Below are 17,508 nucleotides of genomic sequence, written 5' to 3'. Positions count from 1 at the left end.
AAACCGTCGGGTCAGGGCTTGCGGCCCAGTCCCCCGTGCTGGCCGATCGGTGTCGGGGCCGGGTCCGTCTTCTCCGGGTGCCACAGCGGGACCGAGACGACGCCGGGCTCGACGAGTTCGAGGCCCTCGAAGAACGCCTCGATCTGGGAGACGGGACGCAGGAAGTACGGGACCGCGCCGGTCTCGTTGTAGCCGTCCTGGGCCACCTCGTAGGCCGGGTCGGTGCCGCGGGAGCCGTCGTTGACGCACAGGTAGCTGCCCGACGGGAGGCCGTCCACGAGGGCGCGTACGAGGGTGCGGGCCTGGTCGTAGTCGCCGACGTGGCCGAGGATGCCGCTGAGGATCAGGGCGGTCGGGCGGGAGAGGTCCAGGGTCCGGGCGGCCTCCGCCAGGATGAGGTCCGGCTCGTAGAGGCTGGAGTCCACGTAGTCGGTGGCCCCCTCCTTCGAGGAGGTCAGCAGGACGCGTGCGTGGGCGAGGACCAGCGGGTCGTTGTCGACGTAGACAATCCTGGACTCCGGCGCGATGCGCTGGGCGACCTCGTGGGTGTTGTCCACGGTCGGCAGGCCCGTACCGACGTCCAGGAACTGCCGGACGCCCGCCTCCTCCACCAGATGACGGATGCTGCGGCCGAGGAAGGCGCGGCTGCTGCGGGCGATGGTCACGATGCCGGGGAAGACGGCGGTGTACGCGTCGCCGGCCGCCTCGTCGACGGGGTAGTTGTCCTTGCCGCCCAGCCAGTAGTTCCAGATCCGCGCCGAGTGCGGCACGGAGGTGTCGATTCTCTGCCTCGCCGCCGGGCCGGTCGAGCTCTCGTGGTCGGTCATGGGCACCGTCTTCTCATCCAAGGCGTGTACGGACACGCACAAACATAAGGTTCAAGATTCACCGATCAAGGTCCAACCACCAAGATACGTACGGCTTTTCGCACTTCGCGCGCCGACCCCGGTACCGCGGCCGCGCGCAGGGCGGTCGCACGGCCGTGTGCCACCGCTCCGGACCGGCCGGCGGGGCGTGTGATGATGGCGGAAGTCGTGGAGAGAAGCGGGGGTGGCGACCATGACCAGCCGGTTGCTGATGCCGTACCGGAGCGCCGGACGTGCTGCACGGTCGGACGTACGGCGGGTGGCCCGGCCACCGGAGGTACGGGGTTCGACGCGGGCCACCGAGATCCTGGACTGGACGGATCCGGGTGTCACGGCCCTGGTGAACCGGGTCCGGGGGCGGGCCTCCGCATCCGAGACGCTGCGCGTGGCGCACGGGATCATCGCGCGGGAGATCCGGCCGGTGTACTCCGTGGAGGACCGGCGGCGGGTCTCGACGACACTGCGGCTGGGACGCGGTTCGTGCAGTCAGCGGATGGCGGTCCTTGAGGCGGTCGCCCGTGCCGTGGGCATCCGCACGCGGGTACGGGGCCTGCTCGTCGACGGCGTCTTCTGGTACCCGCGGTTCCCCCGGCTGAAGCCGCTGGTGCCCGAGCAGGTGCTGCTGGCCTGGCCCGAGTTCCGGCTGGAGGGGGCCTGGGTGCCGATCGGTGAACTGTTCGGGAAGGCCGACGGCGACGGCGCGTTCACCAACCGGGGCGGCGAGACCCTCTTCGACGCCGTGGCCCGCACGACCGTCGACTGGGGCGGCGCGACGAGCTGCGGTGCCCCCGGCACGGCCTGCGACCTGTCGGCCCAGGTCCGGACGGACCTCGGCCACTTCGACTCCCGCGACACCCTCTTCAGCCACCACGGCCAGACCCTGTGCTTCGCGGCCCGCACGATGACGGAGCCGGTGCTGGGCAGGTGGAGCGCCGGCTCCTGAGCGCCTCCGGTGGACATGCGGTTCGGCGGGTGCGGGCCGGTCGGGGCTGGTCGCGCAGTTCCCCGCGCCCCTTGAAAGCCCCCACCGGCCCGCACCCGCCGAACAAGCCCCGCCCACCCGGAGGCTCAAGCGACCAGCGAGACCGCCCCTACCGCCGGCGTCCGCAGCGCCCTCCGAGCCGTCGTCAGGCTGGTCACCAGCACCGCCGCCCCCGCGACCGCCACGATCCCGAACCAGATCCCCAGCCCTTCCTCCGGAAGGACCGAGTCCGTGCGGACCATCGTGAAGGGGATGATCCCGGCGAGCCCGGCCGCCGTACCGAAGAAGACACCCGTCACCGTGAGGACCAGGGACTCGATGCCGACCATCCCCAGGACCTGCCCGGGGGTCGCCCCCGCGAGCCGCTGCTGGCCGAACTCCCGGCGCCGGTAGGTCGTCGCCGCGTACAGCGAGTTGATCAGCATGATGCAGGAGAAGACCACGATGATGCCGACGACCACGAGGTTCAGGGTTTCGAGGTTCTTGGCGTCGATGGACTTCGGGACTCCGGAAGCGTCGATGGCGTCGTTCTCGACGGCCTGCATGTAGAGGGTCGCCGTCGCCATGGCGGTGAAGAGGATCAACGGCATGAGGACACCGGACAGCTGCGCGGCACGCTCCCGCATGGTGCGTACGGCGAGGTAGCCGCTCGGGCCCGTCAGCGGAAGCCGGTCGAGCAGAACCCTTAGCAGCTTCGGCGAGAGCAGCGCGAAGCCGACCGCGAGCAGGATCGCGCCGTACGCGGCCGGTGCCATCAGTGCGGCGTCGGTCGAGGAGAACGCGAAGGTGGAGCAGACCGACAGACCGCCGAGGACCAGGGCGGCGCGGACGAAGAACGTCCGTCCCCTGCCCCGGGGTCCGGTCTTCCGGGTGGCCCGGCGCACCGCGAGGAACGCCGCGCCCGCCGCCGCGAGGACCGTGATGTCGATGCCCGAGAGCAGCGCGATCGTCCCGAAGGAGTGGTCGACGGACTCGGCGACCTGCCCGCTGTCCTTGAAGAGGTCGAGCAGCAGCCGTCCGCCGAGCATCGCGGGGCCGATCGCGAGCAGCGCGCCCACCAGGGCGACGGCCACCGACTCCCCCACGACCATCCGCTTGATCTGTGCCGGGGTCGCGCCGGAGCAGCGCAACAGCTCGATCTCGGCGGAGCGCTGACGGACGTTCACCGTCAGGGTGGAGGCGACGGCGAAGAACACCAGGAGGGTGCCGTAGCCGCCGACGACGCCCGCCGCGGTGGAGAGGGTCTCGGCGCTGGTGGCGTCGACGCCCTTCGCGCCCGCCGTGTCGTGCATCGAGTTGAAGGTCATGATGATCGCCGCGCCCAGGAAGGCGGACAGCAGCGTCGCGGCGAAGCGCCCGGGGCGCTGCCGGATGGAACGCATGGCCAGAGCGAACATGACGGTCACACCCCCGCCATCACGTCGTCGCCGAGGTGCGCGAGGCGCTCGGCCACCGCGTCCACGGTCGGCCGGTGCATCTCACCGGCGAGCCGGCCGTCCGCGAGGAACAGCACCGAGTCGGCATACGAGGCCGCCACCGGGTCGTGGGTCACCATGACGACCGTGCGGCCGTGGACCCGTACCGCCTCCTGGAGGAGCCGCAGGACGTCCCGCGCGCTGCGGGTGTCCAGGGCGCCGGTCGGTTCGTCGGCGAAGATCACGCTCGGCTCGGTGACCAGGGCGCGGGCGATGGCGACGCGCTGGCGCTGGCCGCCTGAGAGCTGGTCGGGCCGGTGGCCGAGGCGGTCGCCGAGGCCGACGGCGGTGAGGATCTCCTCCACCCGCGCCCGGTTCACGCGGCGGCGGGCGAGCTTGAGCGGCAGGATCGTGTTCTGGGCGACGGTGAGGGTGTCGAGCAGGTTGTACTGCTGGAACACGAAGCCGATCCGGTTGCGCCGGAACTTCGTCAGCTCGGCCTCGGTGCCGCCGGTCATCTCGGCGCCGTCGACCACGACGATGCCGCTGTCGGGCCGGTCGAGTCCGGCCGCGCACTGCAGCAGCGTGGACTTGCCGGATCCCGAGGGCCCCATCACCGCGGTGAACGTGCCGCGCGGCAGGGCGAGCGTCACCCCGTCCAGGGCGGTCACCGCGTTCTCCTCGCCCCCGTAGGTCTTGGTGACCTTGACCAGCCGCAGCGCCTCGGCGGCGGGGCCCGTGCCGTGCTCGTGGTTGCGTCGATCGGTTCGGCGAAACATCGTCATCAGCCTCCGTCGGGCACCGTCCGTGCCCCCCTGTCGGGCACTTCCTGTGCCCCGCGAAAGACGCTACGGAGAAGGCGGGGCGGGCACATTGGGCGCAGAACCCGTATCGGGGGGTGTACTCAGCGACACCTGTCCGGGCGGGAAAACCCGGTCCCGCCGAAGGCAAACCCCGGTCCTGGAGGCAATTCCGGGCTCCGCACCGCCCGGAACAGCGGACTTGTGGGGGGCATGACCACACGCATGCGTACCCTTTGCCTCCGCTTCGCCGCCCGTACGCCTCCGCTTGCTTGCATCGACGGCATGGACCACATCACGTTCCTTGTGGCCGTCGTCATCGTCACGGCCCTCGCCTTCGACTTCACCAACGGCTTCCACGACACGGCGAACGCGATGGCGACCTCCATCGCCACCGGCGCGCTGCGGCCCAGAACGGCGGTCCTGATCAGCGGCGTACTGAACGTCGTCGGCGCGTTCCTGTCCACCGAGGTCGCGAAGACGATCTCCGGCGGGATCGTGGACGACACCCTGGTGACACCGGGCATGATCTTCGCCGGCCTGGTCGGCGCGATCCTGTGGAACCTCGCGACCTGGCTTCTCGGGCTGCCGTCGAGCTCTTCGCACGCGCTGTTCGGCGGCCTCATCGGAGCCGTCTGGGTGGGCGCGGGCGAGCACGGTGTGCACTTCGACAAGGTCGTCGAGAAGGTGCTGATCCCGGCGGTCGCCTCGCCGCTGGTGGCGGGTGTGGCCGCGCTCATCGCGACGTACCTCGCGTACCGGATCACCGCACGGGCCCGGCAGAAGACGGTGACGAAGGGATTCCGGCTCGGGCAGATCGCCTCGGCGTCGCTGGTCTCTCTCGCGCACGGCACGAACGACGCGCAGAAGACGATGGGCGTCATCACGCTCACGCTGATCTCGGCCGGCGCGCTCGGTCACGACGCGGGGCCGCCCCTGTGGGTGATCGCGTCGGCCGGTCTCGCGATCGGTCTCGGTACGTATCTCGGCGGCTGGCGGATCATCCGGACGATGGGCAAGGGGCTGACCGACATCCAGTCGCCGCAGGGCTTCGCCGCGGAGGCCGCCTCCACGACGGTGATCCTGACCTCCGCGCACCTCGGTTTCGCGCTGTCGACCACGCAGGTGTGTTCCGGCGGCATTCTCGGTGCGGGCCTGGGCAGGCGTCTTGCCGAGGTGCGGTGGGGCACGGCGGGGCGGATGGTGGCGGCGTGGCTGATGACGCTTCCCGCCGCCGCGCTGGTCGGCGGTCTCTCCGCGAGCGTGGTGACGCACGGCGGGAACTTCGGCATCGTGGTGATCGCGCTCCTCGCGCTCGCCGTCGCCACCTTCATCGTCGTGATGTCGCGCCGCAACCCGGTGCACGCGTCCAACGTCAACGAGACCCACGAGGTCAGCGTCCGCGGCGCGGCCGCGACGCAGGTCTCCACCGCCGCCTGATTCGCCCCGGCCCTGGAGAGCAAGGAGAGTACGAACGATGCAGCTGGACTGGAGCGCCCTCGGCGAGGTCGCCGCGGTGAGTACCGGAGTCACGGTCGGAGTGGTCGTCGTCTTCGCCCTCGGCGTGCTGGGCCTGGCCCGCGCGGAGACCGCGCGGGAGGGCGACGGAGGCACCGACCCGGTGGGGCTCGGCGTGGCCGGGCTGTGTTTCCTCTCGTGCGCGGCCGTGGTGGCGTACGGGATCTATCTGATCGTGCCGCAGTTCCACTGATCCTCCCGGGGAGTAGAGATGACCGAGCTGCTGAGTGACATGCGCGTCGACTACACCGACCACGACGACCCGGTGCTGATCCGCCCCGACGGCAGCGCGGTGGACACCTGGCGCGAGAACTACCCGTACGAACAGCGCATGGAGCGCGGCGAGTACGACTGGCACAAGCGGCTGCAGCAGATCGAGCTGCTGAAGCTGCAGAGCTGGATCAAGGAGACCGGGCGCCGGCTCGTCGTCGTCTTCGAGGGACGGGACGCGGCCGGCAAGGGCGGCACGATCAAGCGCTTCACCGAGCACCTCAACCCGCGCGGTGCCCGGGTGGTGGCCCTGGAGAAGCCGACGGAACGCGAGCGCGGACAGTGGTACTTCCAGCGGTACGTCGAGCATCTGCCGACGGCCGGGGAGATCGTGCTGTTCGACCGGTCCTGGTACAACCGGGCCGGTGTGGAGCGGGTGATGGGCTTCTGCACGGGCGACGAGTACCGGCGCTTCATGCGGCAGGCACCCGCGTTCGAGCGGATGCTCGTCGACGACGGCGTGGACCTGGTGAAGTTCTGGTTCTCGGTGTCGCAGGGCGAGCAGCGCACCCGGTTCACGATCCGGCAGGTCGACCCCGTACGGCAGTGGAAGCTCAGCCCCATGGACCTCGCGTCCCTCGACCTCTGGGACGACTACACCGCCGCCAAGGTCGCCATGTTCCGCGAGACGGACACCGAGCAGGCCCCGTGGACCGTGGTGAAGAGCAACGACAAGAAGCGGGCCCGCGTGGAGGCCATGCGCAGCGTGCTGGCCCGCTTCGACTACACGGGCAAGGACGACGAGGTGGTCGGAAAGCCGGACCCCCGGATAGTCGGCGCGGCGGCGACCCTGCTGGAGGCGGGCGAGGACGACGAGTTGCAGGAGGGCTGGTAGGGGGCCCGCGGAGGAGCGCCTGGCCGGGCGCCGGGCTCTCGCAGGAGTCCCGGCCGGCCGCCGGGAGGGGCTCCGGGGTGGCGGGCAGCCGTCCGAAGGCACACGGGGACGTACGGGGACGCCTCAGCCCCCGCTGCCCCCGTCGCCGCTCACCGTGAACCCGATCGCCGACCCCCCGCCCTCCCGGCGCCGGGCGAACGGCCCGCCGCCGTGGGCGGTCGCCACCTCGCGGACGATCGACAGTCCGAGCCCGGAGCCGGGCAGGCTCCGGGCGTCCGGCGCGCGGTAGAAGCGGTCGAAGACCCGGTCGAGGTCCTCCTCGGCGATACCGGGCCCGCGGTCGAGGACCTCGACGCGGACGGCAGCCCCCGTGTCGGCACCGGCACCCGTCACCACAGGCGTCCCCGCCCCCGTCACCACGATGTCGATCGGCTCGCTCCCGCCCCGGTCGAACTTCGCGGCGTTGTCCACGAGGTTGGACAGCGCCCGCTGCAGCGCGCCGGGCCGGCCGTCGACCACCGTGTCGCCGGACACCCGCACCGAGACGGCCCGCCCCGTCCGCCGCCGCGCCGCCACCGCCACGTCCTCGGCGATGTCGGCGAGGGCCACCCGCTGGAGCGGCTCCCGGTCCGACTGGCCGGCCGCGAGATCGACCAACTCGTTGACCAGGTCGGTGAGTTCGCGGGACTCCTGGGCGAGGTCGGCGACGAGCTCCCCGCGGACGGCGGGCGGGAGCTCGTCGATCCGGCGGAGCATCGAGATGTTGGTGCGCAACGAGGTCAGGGGCGTACGGAGTTCATGGCCCGCGTCCTGGACGAGGCGCCGCTGGTCCTCCTCGGACTGGGCGAGGCGGCCCAGCATGCGGTCGAAGGAGCGCCCGAGCCGCGCCACCTCGTCGTATCCGGCGACCGGCACCTGGATGCCGAGCCGCCCGGTGCGGGCCACGTCCTCGGCGGCCCCGGCGAGCCGGACGAGCCGCGAGGTGATGCGCCGGGCCAGCCACCAGCCGAAGAGACCGGCGGCGATCACGACGGCCCCCACCAGCAGGACGGTCCGCTGCTGGAGTTCGCGCAGCAGGTCCTCGGTGTCGCTGAACTCCTGCGCGATCTGCACCGCGCCCCGCCCGTCGCCGAGCGAGACCGTGGCCACCCGGTACATGCCGTCGCCGACGTCGACGTCACGGTGTTCCACCAGTTGGCCGGCCGTCCGCGCGGCCGCGGTCCGCCTGTCGTCGGCGCCGACGGGCAGTGCCGGATGGCCCCGGTCGACGACCGACGCGTCCGGCCCGAGGACCTGCACGACCGTGCCGCTGGGCCTGATCAGTTCGTCGCGCGGACCGCCGTCGGCGTCGGCGGTGGCGAAGTCGGCGGGGGTCAGCGCACTGTGGCGCACCTCGTCGAGCAGGTCCTGGACGACGCCCTCGAACACGGTCTGCTGGTCGACGCGTACGAGCCGGGCGGCGGCGTCGTACGACAGGAACCCGACGAGGACGGTGACGGCGGCCGCCACCGCCGCGAACGACACCGTGAAGGTGGTGCGCAGCGAGGACAGCCGGGCGCGGGCCACCCACCGCCTCAGGCGCGCGCCGCCGGGCCCGCCGGAGCGCACTCAGTCCTCCCTCAGCACGTACCCCACACCACGCACCGTGTGGATCAGGGAGGGCGCGCCCGGCTCGTCGAGCTTGCGCCGCAGGTAGCCGACGTACACGGCGAGGTTCTTGGAGCCGGGCCCGAAGTCGTAGCCCCAGATGCGGTCGTAGATGGTGGTGTGGTCGAGGACGATGCCCGCGTTGCGGACGAGCAGTTCCAGCAGGTCGAACTCGGTGCGGGTGAGCTCGACCTCGTGCGGGCCCCGCCAGACGCGGCGCGCCTGCGGATCGATGCGCAGACCCGCTGCGGCGATCTGGCCGTCGGGCATGCGCGGCGGTTCACTGGGTACGTCGACGGGGGCGCCCGTACGCCGGAGCAGGGCCCGGAGCCGGGCGAAGACCTCCTCGACGTCGAACGGCTTTACCACGTAGTCGTCGGCGCCCGCGTCCAGACCGGCGATGCGGTCCGCGGTCTCGACGAGTGCGGTGAGCATCAGGATCGGGGTGCGGTTGCCCTCCGCACGCAGCACGCGACAGACCTGGAGGCCGTCGATGCCCGGCATCATCACATCGAGAACGAGCACGTCGGGTGGGGTGCGGTGGGCCTGCGCGAGCGCCTCGACGCCGTCGGCGACCGCCGTGACCGCGTATCCCTCCAGGGTCAGGGCCCGCTCCAGGGCATGGCGGATCGCGCGGTCGTCCTCGGCGAGCAGCAGATTCTGGGGCACGGGACCAGTCTGCCAAGCCCCGCGGAACGTACTACCTGCTGGAGAGGGGTACGGCCGGGCCTCTTACCCGGCTCTCACCCTGCCGGGACCGGTGGCTTACCTCGCCCCGCCACTGTGTCCCCGATGCCGGGGGCGAGCGCCGCGACGGGGAGGCAGCGCACCGCATGAAACGTAGGGAGACCACCGAACGCATGAGGATCGTGTTCCTTCTGCACAACGCGTACGCCATCGGGGGGACCGTCCGCACCACGCTCAACCTCGCGGCGGCGCTCGCCGGGCGGCACGACGTCGAGATCGTGTCGATGAGGCGGCACCGGGACGAGCCGAGGTTCACCGTCGACCCGCGGATCACGGTGGTCCCGCTGGTGGACGAACGGGACGGCAGCCGGGACCTCAGGGACCCGTCCTACGCCCGGCCGGCCGTCGACTTCCCCGCCTCCGACAAGCGCTACGAGCAGTACACGCGGCTCACCGACCTGCGCGCCCGCGACTATCTGGAGGGCTGCGACGCGGACGTGGTGATCGGCACGCGGCCCGGCGTCAACGTGTACGTGGCCCGGTTCGCCCCGCGCCGGGCACTGCGCATCGCCCAGGAGCATCTGCGGCACGACTCGCACAGCAAGCGGCTGCAGCGGGTCCTGGCCCGCGCCTACCGCTCGCTGGACGCGGTGGTGACGACGACGGAGGCGGACGCGGAGGTGTACCGGCGGCGGATGCCGCTGCCGGGCGTACGGGTCGCCGCGGTGCCGAACATGGTGCCCGCGCCGCAGGGCCTCACCCGCGACGGGACGACGAAGGTGATCACCGCGGCCGGCCGTCTCGTCCGCGGCAAACGCTTCGACCTGCTGATCGAGGCCTTCTCCGCGGTCGCCTCGAAGGAACCCGACTGGCGGCTGCGGATCTTCGGCGGCGGCCCCGAGCGGGAGCACCTCCAGCACCTGATCGACGGCCTGGGCCTGGCCGGGCACGCCCGCCTCATGGGTCCGCGTACGCCGATCGAGGCGGAGTTCGCCAAATCGGCGATGGTGGTCTCGGCCTCGGACGCCGAGTCGTTCGGGATGACCCTGGTCGAGGCGATGCGCTGCGGAGTACCGGTGATCAGCACGGACTGCCCACTGGGCCCCGCCGAGATCATCACGGACGGCGTCGACGGCCGTCTGACACCCGTGGGCGACGCCCGCTCCCTCGCCGAGGCGATGCACGACCTGATCACGGACGAGCCTCTGCGCCAAGCGATGGGCGAGGCGGCGCTGCGAAGCTCCCGCCGCTACGACGCCGCCCCGGTCGTCGACCGCTACGAGGCCCTGTTCACCGAACTCACGGCAACCCGCACCCGCCGCGCCTGGATCCGGGGCCGGGTCCGCGCCGTGGGCTGGGCCCGCCGCCAGACGCGCCGCCTCCGCCGCACACCGAACGGCCGGACCCCCACCATCAACAGCACGAGACCCGCGGGCCCGTGACGCCCGGGGGTCCCGCCCTCCGAGCACGACCGGAGCGCCCGAGGGGTCGGTCGTCACTCACAACAGACGCCGGACGAGGGCGTCACATCCAGTACGCCGGGCGGCCCACACGGGTTCCCAGTCCCCCAGGACCACCCGGCCCCCGCACCGGCCCGCTCGGCTTCCCGGGCCAGTGCCACGGGCCGCCCGCTTTCGCACGGCGGGCGGCCCGTGGGGGGAACCTCGCCGAAGAAGACCGGGGTGCCCACAGACTCGCCCGGCCGGCCGGAGGACGCCCCCAGCACCCCCGGCCGGCCGGTGCGGCAACACCACGAGCCCTACTCGCTACTCGGGTCGCAACGCGGCGAGTTGCTGCTCGAAGGGAACGACCTCGAAGCCACCCCCACGTACGAGATCCCCCGCACCCTGCGCCGGCACATGCACAGGCGCAGGCACAGAAGCCGACGCCGACGCAGCCCGGCCCGCCGCCGGCCCGGTCATCAACCCCGCCAGCTCCCCCGCGGCCCGATCGATCCGCTCAACGAGCCCCTCGGCCCCCCAGTCCTCCGAAGCCGCGTACACCCCGGTCGGCACGACCACCGCCCGCAGATACGCGAACAGCGGCCGCAGCGCATGCTCCAGGACCAGCGAATGACGAGCCGACCCCCCGGTCGCCGCGATCAGCACGGGCTTCCCGGTCAGCGCCTCCGGGTCCAGCACGTCGAAGAAGGACTTGAACAGACCGCTGTACGAGGCGGAGAACACCGGCGTGACGACGATCAGCCCGTCCGCCGACGCCACCGCGTCCAGGGCGGCACCCAGCGCGGGCCCGGGAAAGCCGGTGGTGAAGTTGTGCGCGATCTCGACCGCGAGGTCCCGCAGCTCCACCACCCGGACGTCCGCCGAGGTGCGCCCGGCGGTCGCGTTGGCCAGCCGGTCACCCAGCAGCCGCGTGGACGACGGAACACTCAGCCCCGCCGAAACGACGACGAGCTTCATGACGAGGACCCCTCCTTGTCGACACTGGCACCGGCACCGGCCGCTGCCGCGGCAGCAACCCGCGCCGCATGCGTCGGCGCCTCCGGCACCCCGGCCGGACGCCGCTTCGCGAACTCCTCGCGCAGCACGGGCACGACCTCCTCGCCCAGCATGTCGATCTGTTCCAGCACGGACTTCAGCGGCAGCCCGGCATGGTCCACGAGGAACAACTGACGCTGGTAGTCACCGGCGTACTCCCGGAAGCCCAGCGTCTTCTCGATCACCTGCTCGGGCGAGCCGACCGTCAGCGGAGTCTGCTCGGTGAAGTCCTCCAGCGACGGGCCGTGCCCGTACACCGGCGCGTTGTCGAAGTACGGCCGGAACTCCCTGACCGCGTCCTGCGAGTTCCTGCGCATGAACACCTGCCCGCCGAGCCCGACGATCGCCTGCTCCGCCGTGCCGTGCCCGTAGTGCGCGTACCGCGACCGGTACAGCTCGACCATCCGCTTGGTGTGGTCGGCCGGCCAGAAGATGTTGTTGTGGAAGAACCCGTCGCCGTAGTACGCGGCCTGCTCGGCGATCTCCGGCGAGCGGATCGAGCCGTGCCAGACGAACGGCGGCACGCCGTCCAGCGGCCGGGGCGTCGACGTGAACGACTGCAGCGGCGTACGGAACTTGCCCTCCCAGTCGACGACGTCCTCGCGCCACAGCCGGTACAGCAGCGCGTAGTTCTCGACGGCGAGGTTGATGCCCTGCCTGATGTCCTGCCCGAACCAGGGGTAGACAGGACCGGTGTTGCCGCGCCCCATCATCAGGTCCACGCGGCCGTCCGCCAGATGCTGGAGCATCGCGAAGTCCTCGGCGATCTTCACCGGGTCGTTGGTGGTGATGAGGGTGGTGGAGGTGGAGAGGATGAGGTTCTCGGTGCGCGCGGCGATCCAGCCGAGCATGGTGGTCGGCGACGACGGCACGAACGGCGGGTTGTGGTGCTCACCGGTCGCGAAGACCTCGAGCCCGACCTCCTCGGCCTTCTGCGCGATGGCGACCATGGCCTTGATCCGCTCGTGCTCGGACGGCACACGACCCGTGGTGGGGTCCGGCGTGACGTCACCGACGCTGAAGATCCCGAACTGCATGGCTGCCTCATCCTCCGCAGGTTGTTTACGATTCAACTATACCCGCCAACGATGAACCCCGCGGAGCTATTCCCCGGCCACACGCGCCCGGGCCGTTGTCAGTGCCCCGTCCTACCATCCCGATATGGCCGCCCCACGCCGTGACACAAACCGTGACGCCGACCGCGACACCAGAGGCATCGTCGACCCCGCGGAGTTCCTCGCGCGCGTGGACTTCCGCCGCCCCGAGCCCGCCGGGCCCCTCCGTCGTCACGTGGAGCACTACTGGCTGATCGACTGGGACCTCCCCGAGCCGTACGTCTCCCATGTGGTCCCGCACCCCGCGGTCCACATCGTCTTCCAGCAGTTCGAGGGCCGTGACCCGTTCGTCGAGGTCGCTGGCATCCAGCTCGGGCTCTTCACACAGAAGCTGGAGGGGCGGGGCCGGGTGTGCGGCATCAAGTTCCGGCCCGGGGGCTTCCACCCCTTCGCACCGCGGCACCCGGTGTCCGACTGGACGGGCAGACGCCTTGCCCTGGCCGAGGCGCTCCCCACCGCCCAGGCCGACCTCGACGCCGTGCTCACCCCGCCCGACGAGACCGACCGCGTGGCCGCGCTCGACACCTTCCTGCTCGGCCTGGCCCCGGCCCCCGACCCCCGCGCCGACCGGGCGGCGGCCCTGGTCGACCTCATCCGCACCGACCGCACGATCCGCCGCGTCGCCGACTTCGCCCACGCCCAGGGCATGACGGTACGAGCGATGCAGCGCCTCTTCTCCACCTACGTCGGCGTCGGCCCCAAGTGGATCATCCTCCGCTACCGCATCCACGAGGCCCTGGAGCACGCCGGGTCCGCCCCCTCCACCGACTGGGCCACCCTCGCGGCAGACCTCGGCTACGCGGACCAGGCCCACCTGATCCGCGACTTCACCGCGACGGTGGTGGTACCCCCGACGGCGTACACCCAGAGCACGCACTGAGGGCACCGAGGGGATGCGGGGGCGCCTCTCAAGGAGCGGGCGCCGTGAGCCCCTTCAGGAGCGCGGGCGCCGTGAGCCTCTCCAAGGGCGCGGAGGCTGTGAGCCCCTTCAGGCACGCGGGCGCCGTGTCTGCATGCGACTCCGCCGCGTGGGCGCGACCAGCCCCCACCCACCCGCAGCCAAACCACAACCGCCTCCTACAAAACCCTCAGGGAACCAGCACCACCCGCCCCCGAACCCCACCCTCCTCCAGCCGCGCATGCGCCTTCGCCACCTCGGCGAGCGGGACGACCTCGGCGACCCGAACCGTGAGAACCCCCGCATCGACCAGCCCCACCAACTCCGCAAGCCGCACCCCGTCCCCGACAACCTCCACCGTCCCGACCCGCACCCCCCGCACGGCCGCAGGCGAGGCCCCCGGAATGACCCCGACGTACACACCCCCGTCCCGCACCCACTCCAGCGCGTCCCCGCCGAGAACCGCCGCGTCCAGAACCGCATCCACACTGCCCGCCCCCACGGCACCCGCCGTGAACCGGGACGCCCCCAGCGACCGTACGAGCTCCTCGTCGGACTCCCGGGCGAGCGCGGTCACGGATATCCCCCGACGGGCGGCGAGCTGGATCGCGTAACCGCCCACGGCACCGGCCGCACCCGTCACCAGCAGACTCTGTCCGGGCCCGACGTCCAGCAGATCCAGCGCCTGGGCCGCGGTGAGGGCGTTCAGCGGCAGGGCGGCCGCGTGCACCGCGTCGACCGAGGTGGGCGCCCCGGCCACCGCGCCGGCGTCCACGACGACGTAATCGGCGTGCGTACCAAAGGACTTGAACAGACCCTCGTGGAGTGCGACCACCTCGTCGCCCACCGTCCAGCCGGCGGCCCGAGCCCCGACCGCGTCCACCGTCCCGGCGACGTCCCAGCCGAACCCGAGCCGCTCACCCGCGCCCCCGCCCCCTGCCCCGAACGCGCCCGCCCGGACCTCCGCGTCGACCGGGTTCAGTGCCGCGGCCGCGACCTTGATCCGCACCTGCCCGGCCGCCGGCTCCGGCACGTCCGTCTCGACAAGCTCCACGGCCTCCGGACCGCCGAACGCCGTAACGACTGCTGCACGCATGGAACTCTCCCATTTGTAGGCAATTGCAGGGCTATCTGCCCTGTTGCAACAACCCTAGGAAGAGCTACTCTCTTTTGGTAAGTAGGCACCTGAAGGTGCGTATGTCACCCGGAGGTGAGCGGACGATGGCGACCAGGACCGCGGCCGAGCGGCGCGAACAGGCACGGGTCGAGTACGACGCGTTCCTCAAGAGCTGCCCGACCAACCAGTTGCTCGACCGGATCAGCGACAAGTGGGTCAGCCTCGTCGTCGCGGCACTCGCCGCGGGCCCGATGCGCTACAGCGACCTCGGCCGCAAGATCGCGGGAGTCAGCCCCAAGATGCTGACGCAGACGCTACGTTCACTGGAGCGCGACGGCATCGTGACGCGCACCGTGACCCCGTCCGTGCCCGTCCGCGTCGACTACGAACTCACACCGCTCGGCACGAACCTGAGCTGCCTGCTCACCGCCGTGAAGGACTGGGCGGAGCTGCACATCGAGGAGGTCAACGAGGCGCGCGAGCGTTACGACACATCGGAGTCGTGACCGCCACCGCCCGCCCCGGTACGAGACCAAGCCCGCCCGCCCCCGTACGGGACCAAGCCCGCCGGAGCTCGCCGGAAGACACCGGAATCCGCTAGAAGACATACGTGTCCCCGGTGTCCAGCACCAGCACCTCCTGCCGGTCGTTGTGATGGTTGCGATCCACCGCACCGCCGCCCCACACCGTGTCGATGCCCAGCGTCACCTCCGAGGGCGCCCCCCTCAGCCGTACGGTCATGGTGATCGTCTCCCCCCACCCGTCCGCCGGCAGCGCCCCCGTCCGGCACATCACCGTCCGCACCTCCGTCCGTGCGCACCCGGCCGGCAGCCCCTGCTCGTCCGCGAGCGGCACCGACCACCGCAGCCGTACGGTCGCCTCCGCGACACCGGAGGGACCGTGGTTCTGCGGGGTCATCCGCAGGTCCACGCGTCCGCCGGTCATCGACAGATGCCCGTGATAGGCGAGATCGGCCTCGGGCGCCACGGCAGGTGCCGGCGCGGCCGCCACAGTGGCAGCAGCAGTGGCGGTTGCAGCCGGAGAGGCCACAGCCACCACCACGGCCGCGCCCAGCCCACAAAGAATCCGCATGTGTCATGTCCTCCGCGTCGACCCGTGTGTCTCCGTACGTCGACGGATGTATGCCACCTGGGCCGCACGACAGGCGCCGCCCATCAGGTGAGAGGGCGGTCGGGAGGAGCCGGGAAGGAGCGCTCAGGCCAACAGCTCTTCGGGCAGCAGCCCCAGCTGTCCGAGGAAGTCCATCTGGTCGAAGTAGAGCCGGTAACTGGCGATCCGGCCGTCCGCGTCGACGGTCGCGAAGTCGACCCCGCGAACCCTGATCTCCTTCTGGGTGGGCGGCAGCGACTCCCCGGAGGGCAGCACCAGCGGCCCTGTGTTCCTGCCACTGAAGAAGCCCTCGTCGACGGCGGTGTCGCCGATCTCGTACGAGTGCACCGTCTCGAACGTCGCCTCCGGGACCGCCTCCGTCATGTGCCGCCAGTACTCGACGATGTTGTCGCGCCCGTGGATCTCTCCGTCGTCGGGCGTGAAGGCGACCGCGTCCGCCGCGTAGAGCTCGGCGATGACCTTGAGATCCTGGTTCGTGGTCAGTGCCTCCGTGAGCCGGTCCATGACCTCACGTGCCTGTCCCATGATCCACCTCCTGAGCAGGGGATCACCCACCTCGATTTTCCCACCGGATCCGCCCCCGTGCACCAGGTCACCGACCGGCCGTACACCCCGCCCGCCTATCCTGGCCGGTGAAGCAATCGACCGTACGAGCGAGCGGCGGCCCGGCACCACGGCCGCGCCCGCCCCCTCCCCCGAGGAGCAGCCCATGACCGCCGCCCCATCCGCCGCGCCCTCCGCCGCCTCCCGCATCGCCGTCGTCACCGGCGCGAGCAGCGGAATCGGCGCCGCGACGGCCAGGCAGCTGGCGGCCGCGGGCTACCGCGTCGTCCTCACCGCCCGCCGCAAGGACCGCATCGAGGCGCTCGCGGAGGAGATCGAAGCGGCGGGCGGCCAGGCGACGGCGTACACGCTGGACATCACGGACCGGGCGGCCGTCGACGAGTTCGCCACCGCCTTCAGGACGATCGGCGTCCTCGTCAACAACGCGGGCGGCGCGCTCGGGGCCGACCCGGTCGCGTCCGGCGACCCGGCCGAATGGCGCCAGATGTACGAGACGAACGTCATCGGCACGCTGAACATCACCCAGGCCCTCCTCCCCGCCCTGACCGCGAGCGGCGACGGCACGGTGGTCGTCGTCTCCTCGACCGCCGGACACGGCACGTACGAGGGCGGCGCGGGCTATGTGGCCGCCAAGCACGGCGAGCACGTCCTGGCCGAGACCCTCCGCCTGGAGATCGTCGGCACCCCGGTCCGCGTCATCGAGATCGCCCCCGGCATGGTCAGGACGGACGAGTTCGCCCTGACCCGCTTCGGCGGCGACTCCGAGAAGGCCTCGAAGGTCTACGCCGGCGTGGCGGAGCCGCTGACCGCCGAGGACGTCGCCGACACCATCACGTGGACGGTCACCCGCCCCTCCCACGTCAACATCGACCTCCTGGTCGTCCGCCCCCGCGCGCAGGCCTCCAACACGAAGGTCCACAGGGAGCTGTAGTGCCGGACGCCGACCACCCGGCCCAGGAACAGCCCGCCGCGGAACCGCCCGCCCGGGACCGGGAACAACGCCGCCTGGCCCAGGAGAAGAAGGACGAACGCTACGTCTGGTGGTACCTCGCGTACTTCCTCTTCGGCATCCACCTCGTGGCGTTCGTGATGATCTACGCGGTGACCCACGCGAAGTAGGCCCGGACCGGTGCCCTGTGACGTCGGACGGTCCGTCATCGGATCC

At 71.5% G+C, this 17,508-nt stretch carries 19 protein-coding genes; 9 read left to right on the top strand and 10 right to left on the bottom strand.

The genetic code is table 11. The annotated features are described in order from the left end of the window. Positions 1 to 11: 11 nt before the first annotated feature. Entirely contained in the window at positions 12 to 827 is an 816-nt protein-coding gene (locus ACZ5VQ_RS20835; RefSeq protein ID WP_469106187.1) for an SAM-dependent methyltransferase, read from the bottom strand. 232 nt (positions 828 to 1,059) lie between these two features. Between ACZ5VQ_RS20835 and ACZ5VQ_RS20830 the strand changes: the two genes are divergently transcribed. Continuing rightward, complete coding sequence (locus ACZ5VQ_RS20830; protein WP_469106186.1) at positions 1,060 to 1,809, top strand: transglutaminase domain-containing protein; 750 nt, start codon at positions 1,060 to 1,062, stop codon at positions 1,807 to 1,809. Between the two features lie 125 nt (positions 1,810 to 1,934). Here ACZ5VQ_RS20830 and ACZ5VQ_RS20825 read toward each other — a convergent pair whose 3' ends face one another. Both ACZ5VQ_RS20825 and ACZ5VQ_RS20820 read right to left on the bottom strand, forming a co-directional pair. Next, on the bottom strand, positions 1,935 to 3,245 hold the full coding sequence (locus ACZ5VQ_RS20825) for an FtsX-like permease family protein (RefSeq protein ID WP_469106185.1): 1,311 nt from the start codon (positions 3,243 to 3,245) through the stop codon (positions 1,935 to 1,937). A gap of 5 nt (positions 3,246 to 3,250) precedes the next feature. Continuing rightward, entirely contained in the window at positions 3,251 to 4,048 is a 798-nt protein-coding gene (locus ACZ5VQ_RS20820; RefSeq protein WP_398896560.1) for an ABC transporter ATP-binding protein, read from the bottom strand. A 300-nt stretch (positions 4,049 to 4,348) separates the two neighbouring features. On the opposite strand from ACZ5VQ_RS20820, the gene ACZ5VQ_RS20815 reads away from it, so the two are divergent. Genes ACZ5VQ_RS20815 through ppk2 form a run of 3 tightly spaced genes read left to right on the top strand, consistent with a single transcriptional unit; the run spans position 4,349 to position 6,686 of the window. Beyond that, positions 4,349 to 5,503 carry an inorganic phosphate transporter gene (locus ACZ5VQ_RS20815; protein ID WP_469106184.1) on the top strand — a complete coding sequence of 385 codons (1,155 nt, stop codon included), beginning with the start codon at positions 4,349 to 4,351 and terminating at the stop codon, positions 5,501 to 5,503. Between the two features lie 37 nt (positions 5,504 to 5,540). Continuing rightward, a complete protein-coding gene (locus ACZ5VQ_RS20810) occupies positions 5,541 to 5,774 on the top strand; it encodes a hypothetical protein (protein ID WP_469106183.1) in 234 nt (77 codons plus the stop codon). 18 nt (positions 5,775 to 5,792) lie between these two features. Next, positions 5,793 to 6,686, top strand: coding sequence for a polyphosphate kinase 2 (ppk2, locus tag ACZ5VQ_RS20805; RefSeq protein WP_469106182.1), 894 nt, complete (start codon positions 5,793 to 5,795; stop codon positions 6,684 to 6,686). A 123-nt stretch (positions 6,687 to 6,809) separates the two neighbouring features. Here ppk2 and ACZ5VQ_RS20800 read toward each other — a convergent pair whose 3' ends face one another. Both ACZ5VQ_RS20800 and ACZ5VQ_RS20795 read right to left on the bottom strand, forming a co-directional pair. Then, complete coding sequence (locus ACZ5VQ_RS20800) at positions 6,810 to 8,294, bottom strand: sensor histidine kinase (RefSeq protein WP_469106181.1); 1,485 nt, start codon at positions 8,292 to 8,294, stop codon at positions 6,810 to 6,812. Continuing rightward, positions 8,295 to 9,002, bottom strand: coding sequence for a response regulator transcription factor (locus ACZ5VQ_RS20795; protein WP_055610892.1), 708 nt, complete (start codon positions 9,000 to 9,002; stop codon positions 8,295 to 8,297). Positions 9,003 to 9,193: 191 nt separating this feature from the next. Between ACZ5VQ_RS20795 and ACZ5VQ_RS20790 the strand changes: the two genes are divergently transcribed. Further along, entirely contained in the window at positions 9,194 to 10,462 is a 1,269-nt protein-coding gene (locus ACZ5VQ_RS20790; protein ID WP_469106429.1) for a glycosyltransferase family 4 protein, read from the top strand. A gap of 324 nt (positions 10,463 to 10,786) precedes the next feature. Here the strand turns inward: ACZ5VQ_RS20790 and ACZ5VQ_RS20785 are convergent, their stop codons facing one another. Beyond that, the gene (locus tag ACZ5VQ_RS20785; protein ID WP_469106180.1) at positions 10,787 to 11,440 is read right to left on the bottom strand and encodes an FMN reductase; all 654 of its coding nucleotides are present in this window, start codon (positions 11,438 to 11,440) and stop codon (positions 10,787 to 10,789) included. Next, on the bottom strand, positions 11,437 to 12,555 hold the full coding sequence (locus tag ACZ5VQ_RS20780) for an LLM class flavin-dependent oxidoreductase (protein ID WP_469106179.1): 1,119 nt from the start codon (positions 12,553 to 12,555) through the stop codon (positions 11,437 to 11,439). The genes ACZ5VQ_RS20785 and ACZ5VQ_RS20780 overlap by 4 nt, the downstream gene beginning before the upstream one ends. 124 nt (positions 12,556 to 12,679) lie before the next feature. Between ACZ5VQ_RS20780 and ACZ5VQ_RS20775 the strand changes: the two genes are divergently transcribed. Next, positions 12,680 to 13,513 (top strand): DUF6597 domain-containing transcriptional factor, encoded by an 834-nt coding sequence (locus ACZ5VQ_RS20775; protein WP_469106178.1) that lies wholly within the window; start codon positions 12,680 to 12,682, stop codon positions 13,511 to 13,513. 208 nt (positions 13,514 to 13,721) lie between these two features. On the opposite strand, the gene ACZ5VQ_RS20770 is transcribed toward ACZ5VQ_RS20775, so the two are convergent. Beyond that, positions 13,722 to 14,627 (bottom strand): NADP-dependent oxidoreductase, encoded by a 906-nt coding sequence (locus tag ACZ5VQ_RS20770; protein WP_469106177.1) that lies wholly within the window; start codon positions 14,625 to 14,627, stop codon positions 13,722 to 13,724. A gap of 125 nt (positions 14,628 to 14,752) precedes the next feature. Here ACZ5VQ_RS20770 and ACZ5VQ_RS20765 point away from each other — a divergent pair, with 125 nt between their 5' ends. Further along, positions 14,753 to 15,154 (top strand): winged helix-turn-helix transcriptional regulator, encoded by a 402-nt coding sequence (locus ACZ5VQ_RS20765; protein ID WP_469106176.1) that lies wholly within the window; start codon positions 14,753 to 14,755, stop codon positions 15,152 to 15,154. Positions 15,155 to 15,245: 91 nt separating this feature from the next. Here the strand turns inward: ACZ5VQ_RS20765 and ACZ5VQ_RS20760 are convergent, their stop codons facing one another. Then, on the bottom strand, positions 15,246 to 15,740 hold the full coding sequence (locus tag ACZ5VQ_RS20760) for a hypothetical protein (RefSeq protein WP_469106175.1): 495 nt from the start codon (positions 15,738 to 15,740) through the stop codon (positions 15,246 to 15,248). Positions 15,741 to 15,863: 123 nt separating this feature from the next. Further along, positions 15,864 to 16,304: an ester cyclase gene (locus ACZ5VQ_RS20755; protein ID WP_469106174.1), complete on the bottom strand. Its 441-nt coding sequence runs from the start codon at positions 16,302 to 16,304 to the stop codon at positions 15,864 to 15,866. Between the two features lie 184 nt (positions 16,305 to 16,488). Here ACZ5VQ_RS20755 and ACZ5VQ_RS20750 point away from each other — a divergent pair, with 184 nt between their 5' ends. Together ACZ5VQ_RS20750 and ACZ5VQ_RS20745 are read left to right on the top strand one after the other, a co-directional pair. Beyond that, positions 16,489 to 17,274: an SDR family NAD(P)-dependent oxidoreductase gene (locus tag ACZ5VQ_RS20750; RefSeq protein ID WP_469106173.1), complete on the top strand. Its 786-nt coding sequence runs from the start codon at positions 16,489 to 16,491 to the stop codon at positions 17,272 to 17,274. After that, positions 17,274 to 17,462 carry a hypothetical protein gene (locus ACZ5VQ_RS20745; RefSeq protein WP_469106172.1) on the top strand — a complete coding sequence of 63 codons (189 nt, stop codon included), beginning with the start codon at positions 17,274 to 17,276 and terminating at the stop codon, positions 17,460 to 17,462. The genes ACZ5VQ_RS20750 and ACZ5VQ_RS20745 overlap by 1 nt, the downstream gene beginning before the upstream one ends. The last annotated feature ends 46 nt before the right edge of the window (positions 17,463 to 17,508 follow it).

The organism is Streptomyces sp. NPDC033178 (assembly GCF_055577685.1).
Note: the sequence above shows the minus strand (reverse complement) of the source record. Positions and strands in the feature narration are given on the sequence as shown.

What these genes read in the sequence shown, in the direction of transcription:
- ACZ5VQ_RS20835 (WP_469106187.1), bottom strand. Translation starts at nt 827, where the DNA reads ATGACCGACCACGAGAGCTCGACCGGCCCGGCGGCGAGGCAGAGAATC.
- ACZ5VQ_RS20830 (WP_469106186.1), top strand. Translation starts at nt 1,060, where the DNA reads ATGACCAGCCGGTTGCTGATGCCGTACCGGAGCGCCGGACGTGCTGCA.
- ACZ5VQ_RS20825 (WP_469106185.1), bottom strand. Translation starts at nt 3,245, where the DNA reads ATGTTCGCTCTGGCCATGCGTTCCATCCGGCAGCGCCCCGGGCGCTTC.
- ACZ5VQ_RS20820 (WP_398896560.1), bottom strand. Translation starts at nt 4,048, where the DNA reads ATGACGATGTTTCGCCGAACCGATCGACGCAACCACGAGCACGGCACG.
- ACZ5VQ_RS20815 (WP_469106184.1), top strand. Translation starts at nt 4,349, where the DNA reads ATGGACCACATCACGTTCCTTGTGGCCGTCGTCATCGTCACGGCCCTC.
- ACZ5VQ_RS20810 (WP_469106183.1), top strand. Translation starts at nt 5,541, where the DNA reads ATGCAGCTGGACTGGAGCGCCCTCGGCGAGGTCGCCGCGGTGAGTACC.
- ppk2 (WP_469106182.1), top strand. Translation starts at nt 5,793, where the DNA reads ATGACCGAGCTGCTGAGTGACATGCGCGTCGACTACACCGACCACGAC.
- ACZ5VQ_RS20790 (WP_469106429.1), top strand. Translation starts at nt 9,194, where the DNA reads ATGAGGATCGTGTTCCTTCTGCACAACGCGTACGCCATCGGGGGGACC.
- ACZ5VQ_RS20785 (WP_469106180.1), bottom strand. Translation starts at nt 11,440, where the DNA reads ATGAAGCTCGTCGTCGTTTCGGCGGGGCTGAGTGTTCCGTCGTCCACG.
- ACZ5VQ_RS20780 (WP_469106179.1), bottom strand. Translation starts at nt 12,555, where the DNA reads ATGCAGTTCGGGATCTTCAGCGTCGGTGACGTCACGCCGGACCCCACC.
- ACZ5VQ_RS20775 (WP_469106178.1), top strand. Translation starts at nt 12,680, where the DNA reads ATGGCCGCCCCACGCCGTGACACAAACCGTGACGCCGACCGCGACACC.
- ACZ5VQ_RS20770 (WP_469106177.1), bottom strand. Translation starts at nt 14,627, where the DNA reads ATGCGTGCAGCAGTCGTTACGGCGTTCGGCGGTCCGGAGGCCGTGGAG.
- ACZ5VQ_RS20765 (WP_469106176.1), top strand. Translation starts at nt 14,753, where the DNA reads ATGGCGACCAGGACCGCGGCCGAGCGGCGCGAACAGGCACGGGTCGAG.
- ACZ5VQ_RS20760 (WP_469106175.1), bottom strand. Translation starts at nt 15,740, where the DNA reads ATGCGGATTCTTTGTGGGCTGGGCGCGGCCGTGGTGGTGGCTGTGGCC.
- ACZ5VQ_RS20755 (WP_469106174.1), bottom strand. Translation starts at nt 16,304, where the DNA reads ATGGGACAGGCACGTGAGGTCATGGACCGGCTCACGGAGGCACTGACC.
- ACZ5VQ_RS20750 (WP_469106173.1), top strand. Translation starts at nt 16,489, where the DNA reads ATGACCGCCGCCCCATCCGCCGCGCCCTCCGCCGCCTCCCGCATCGCC.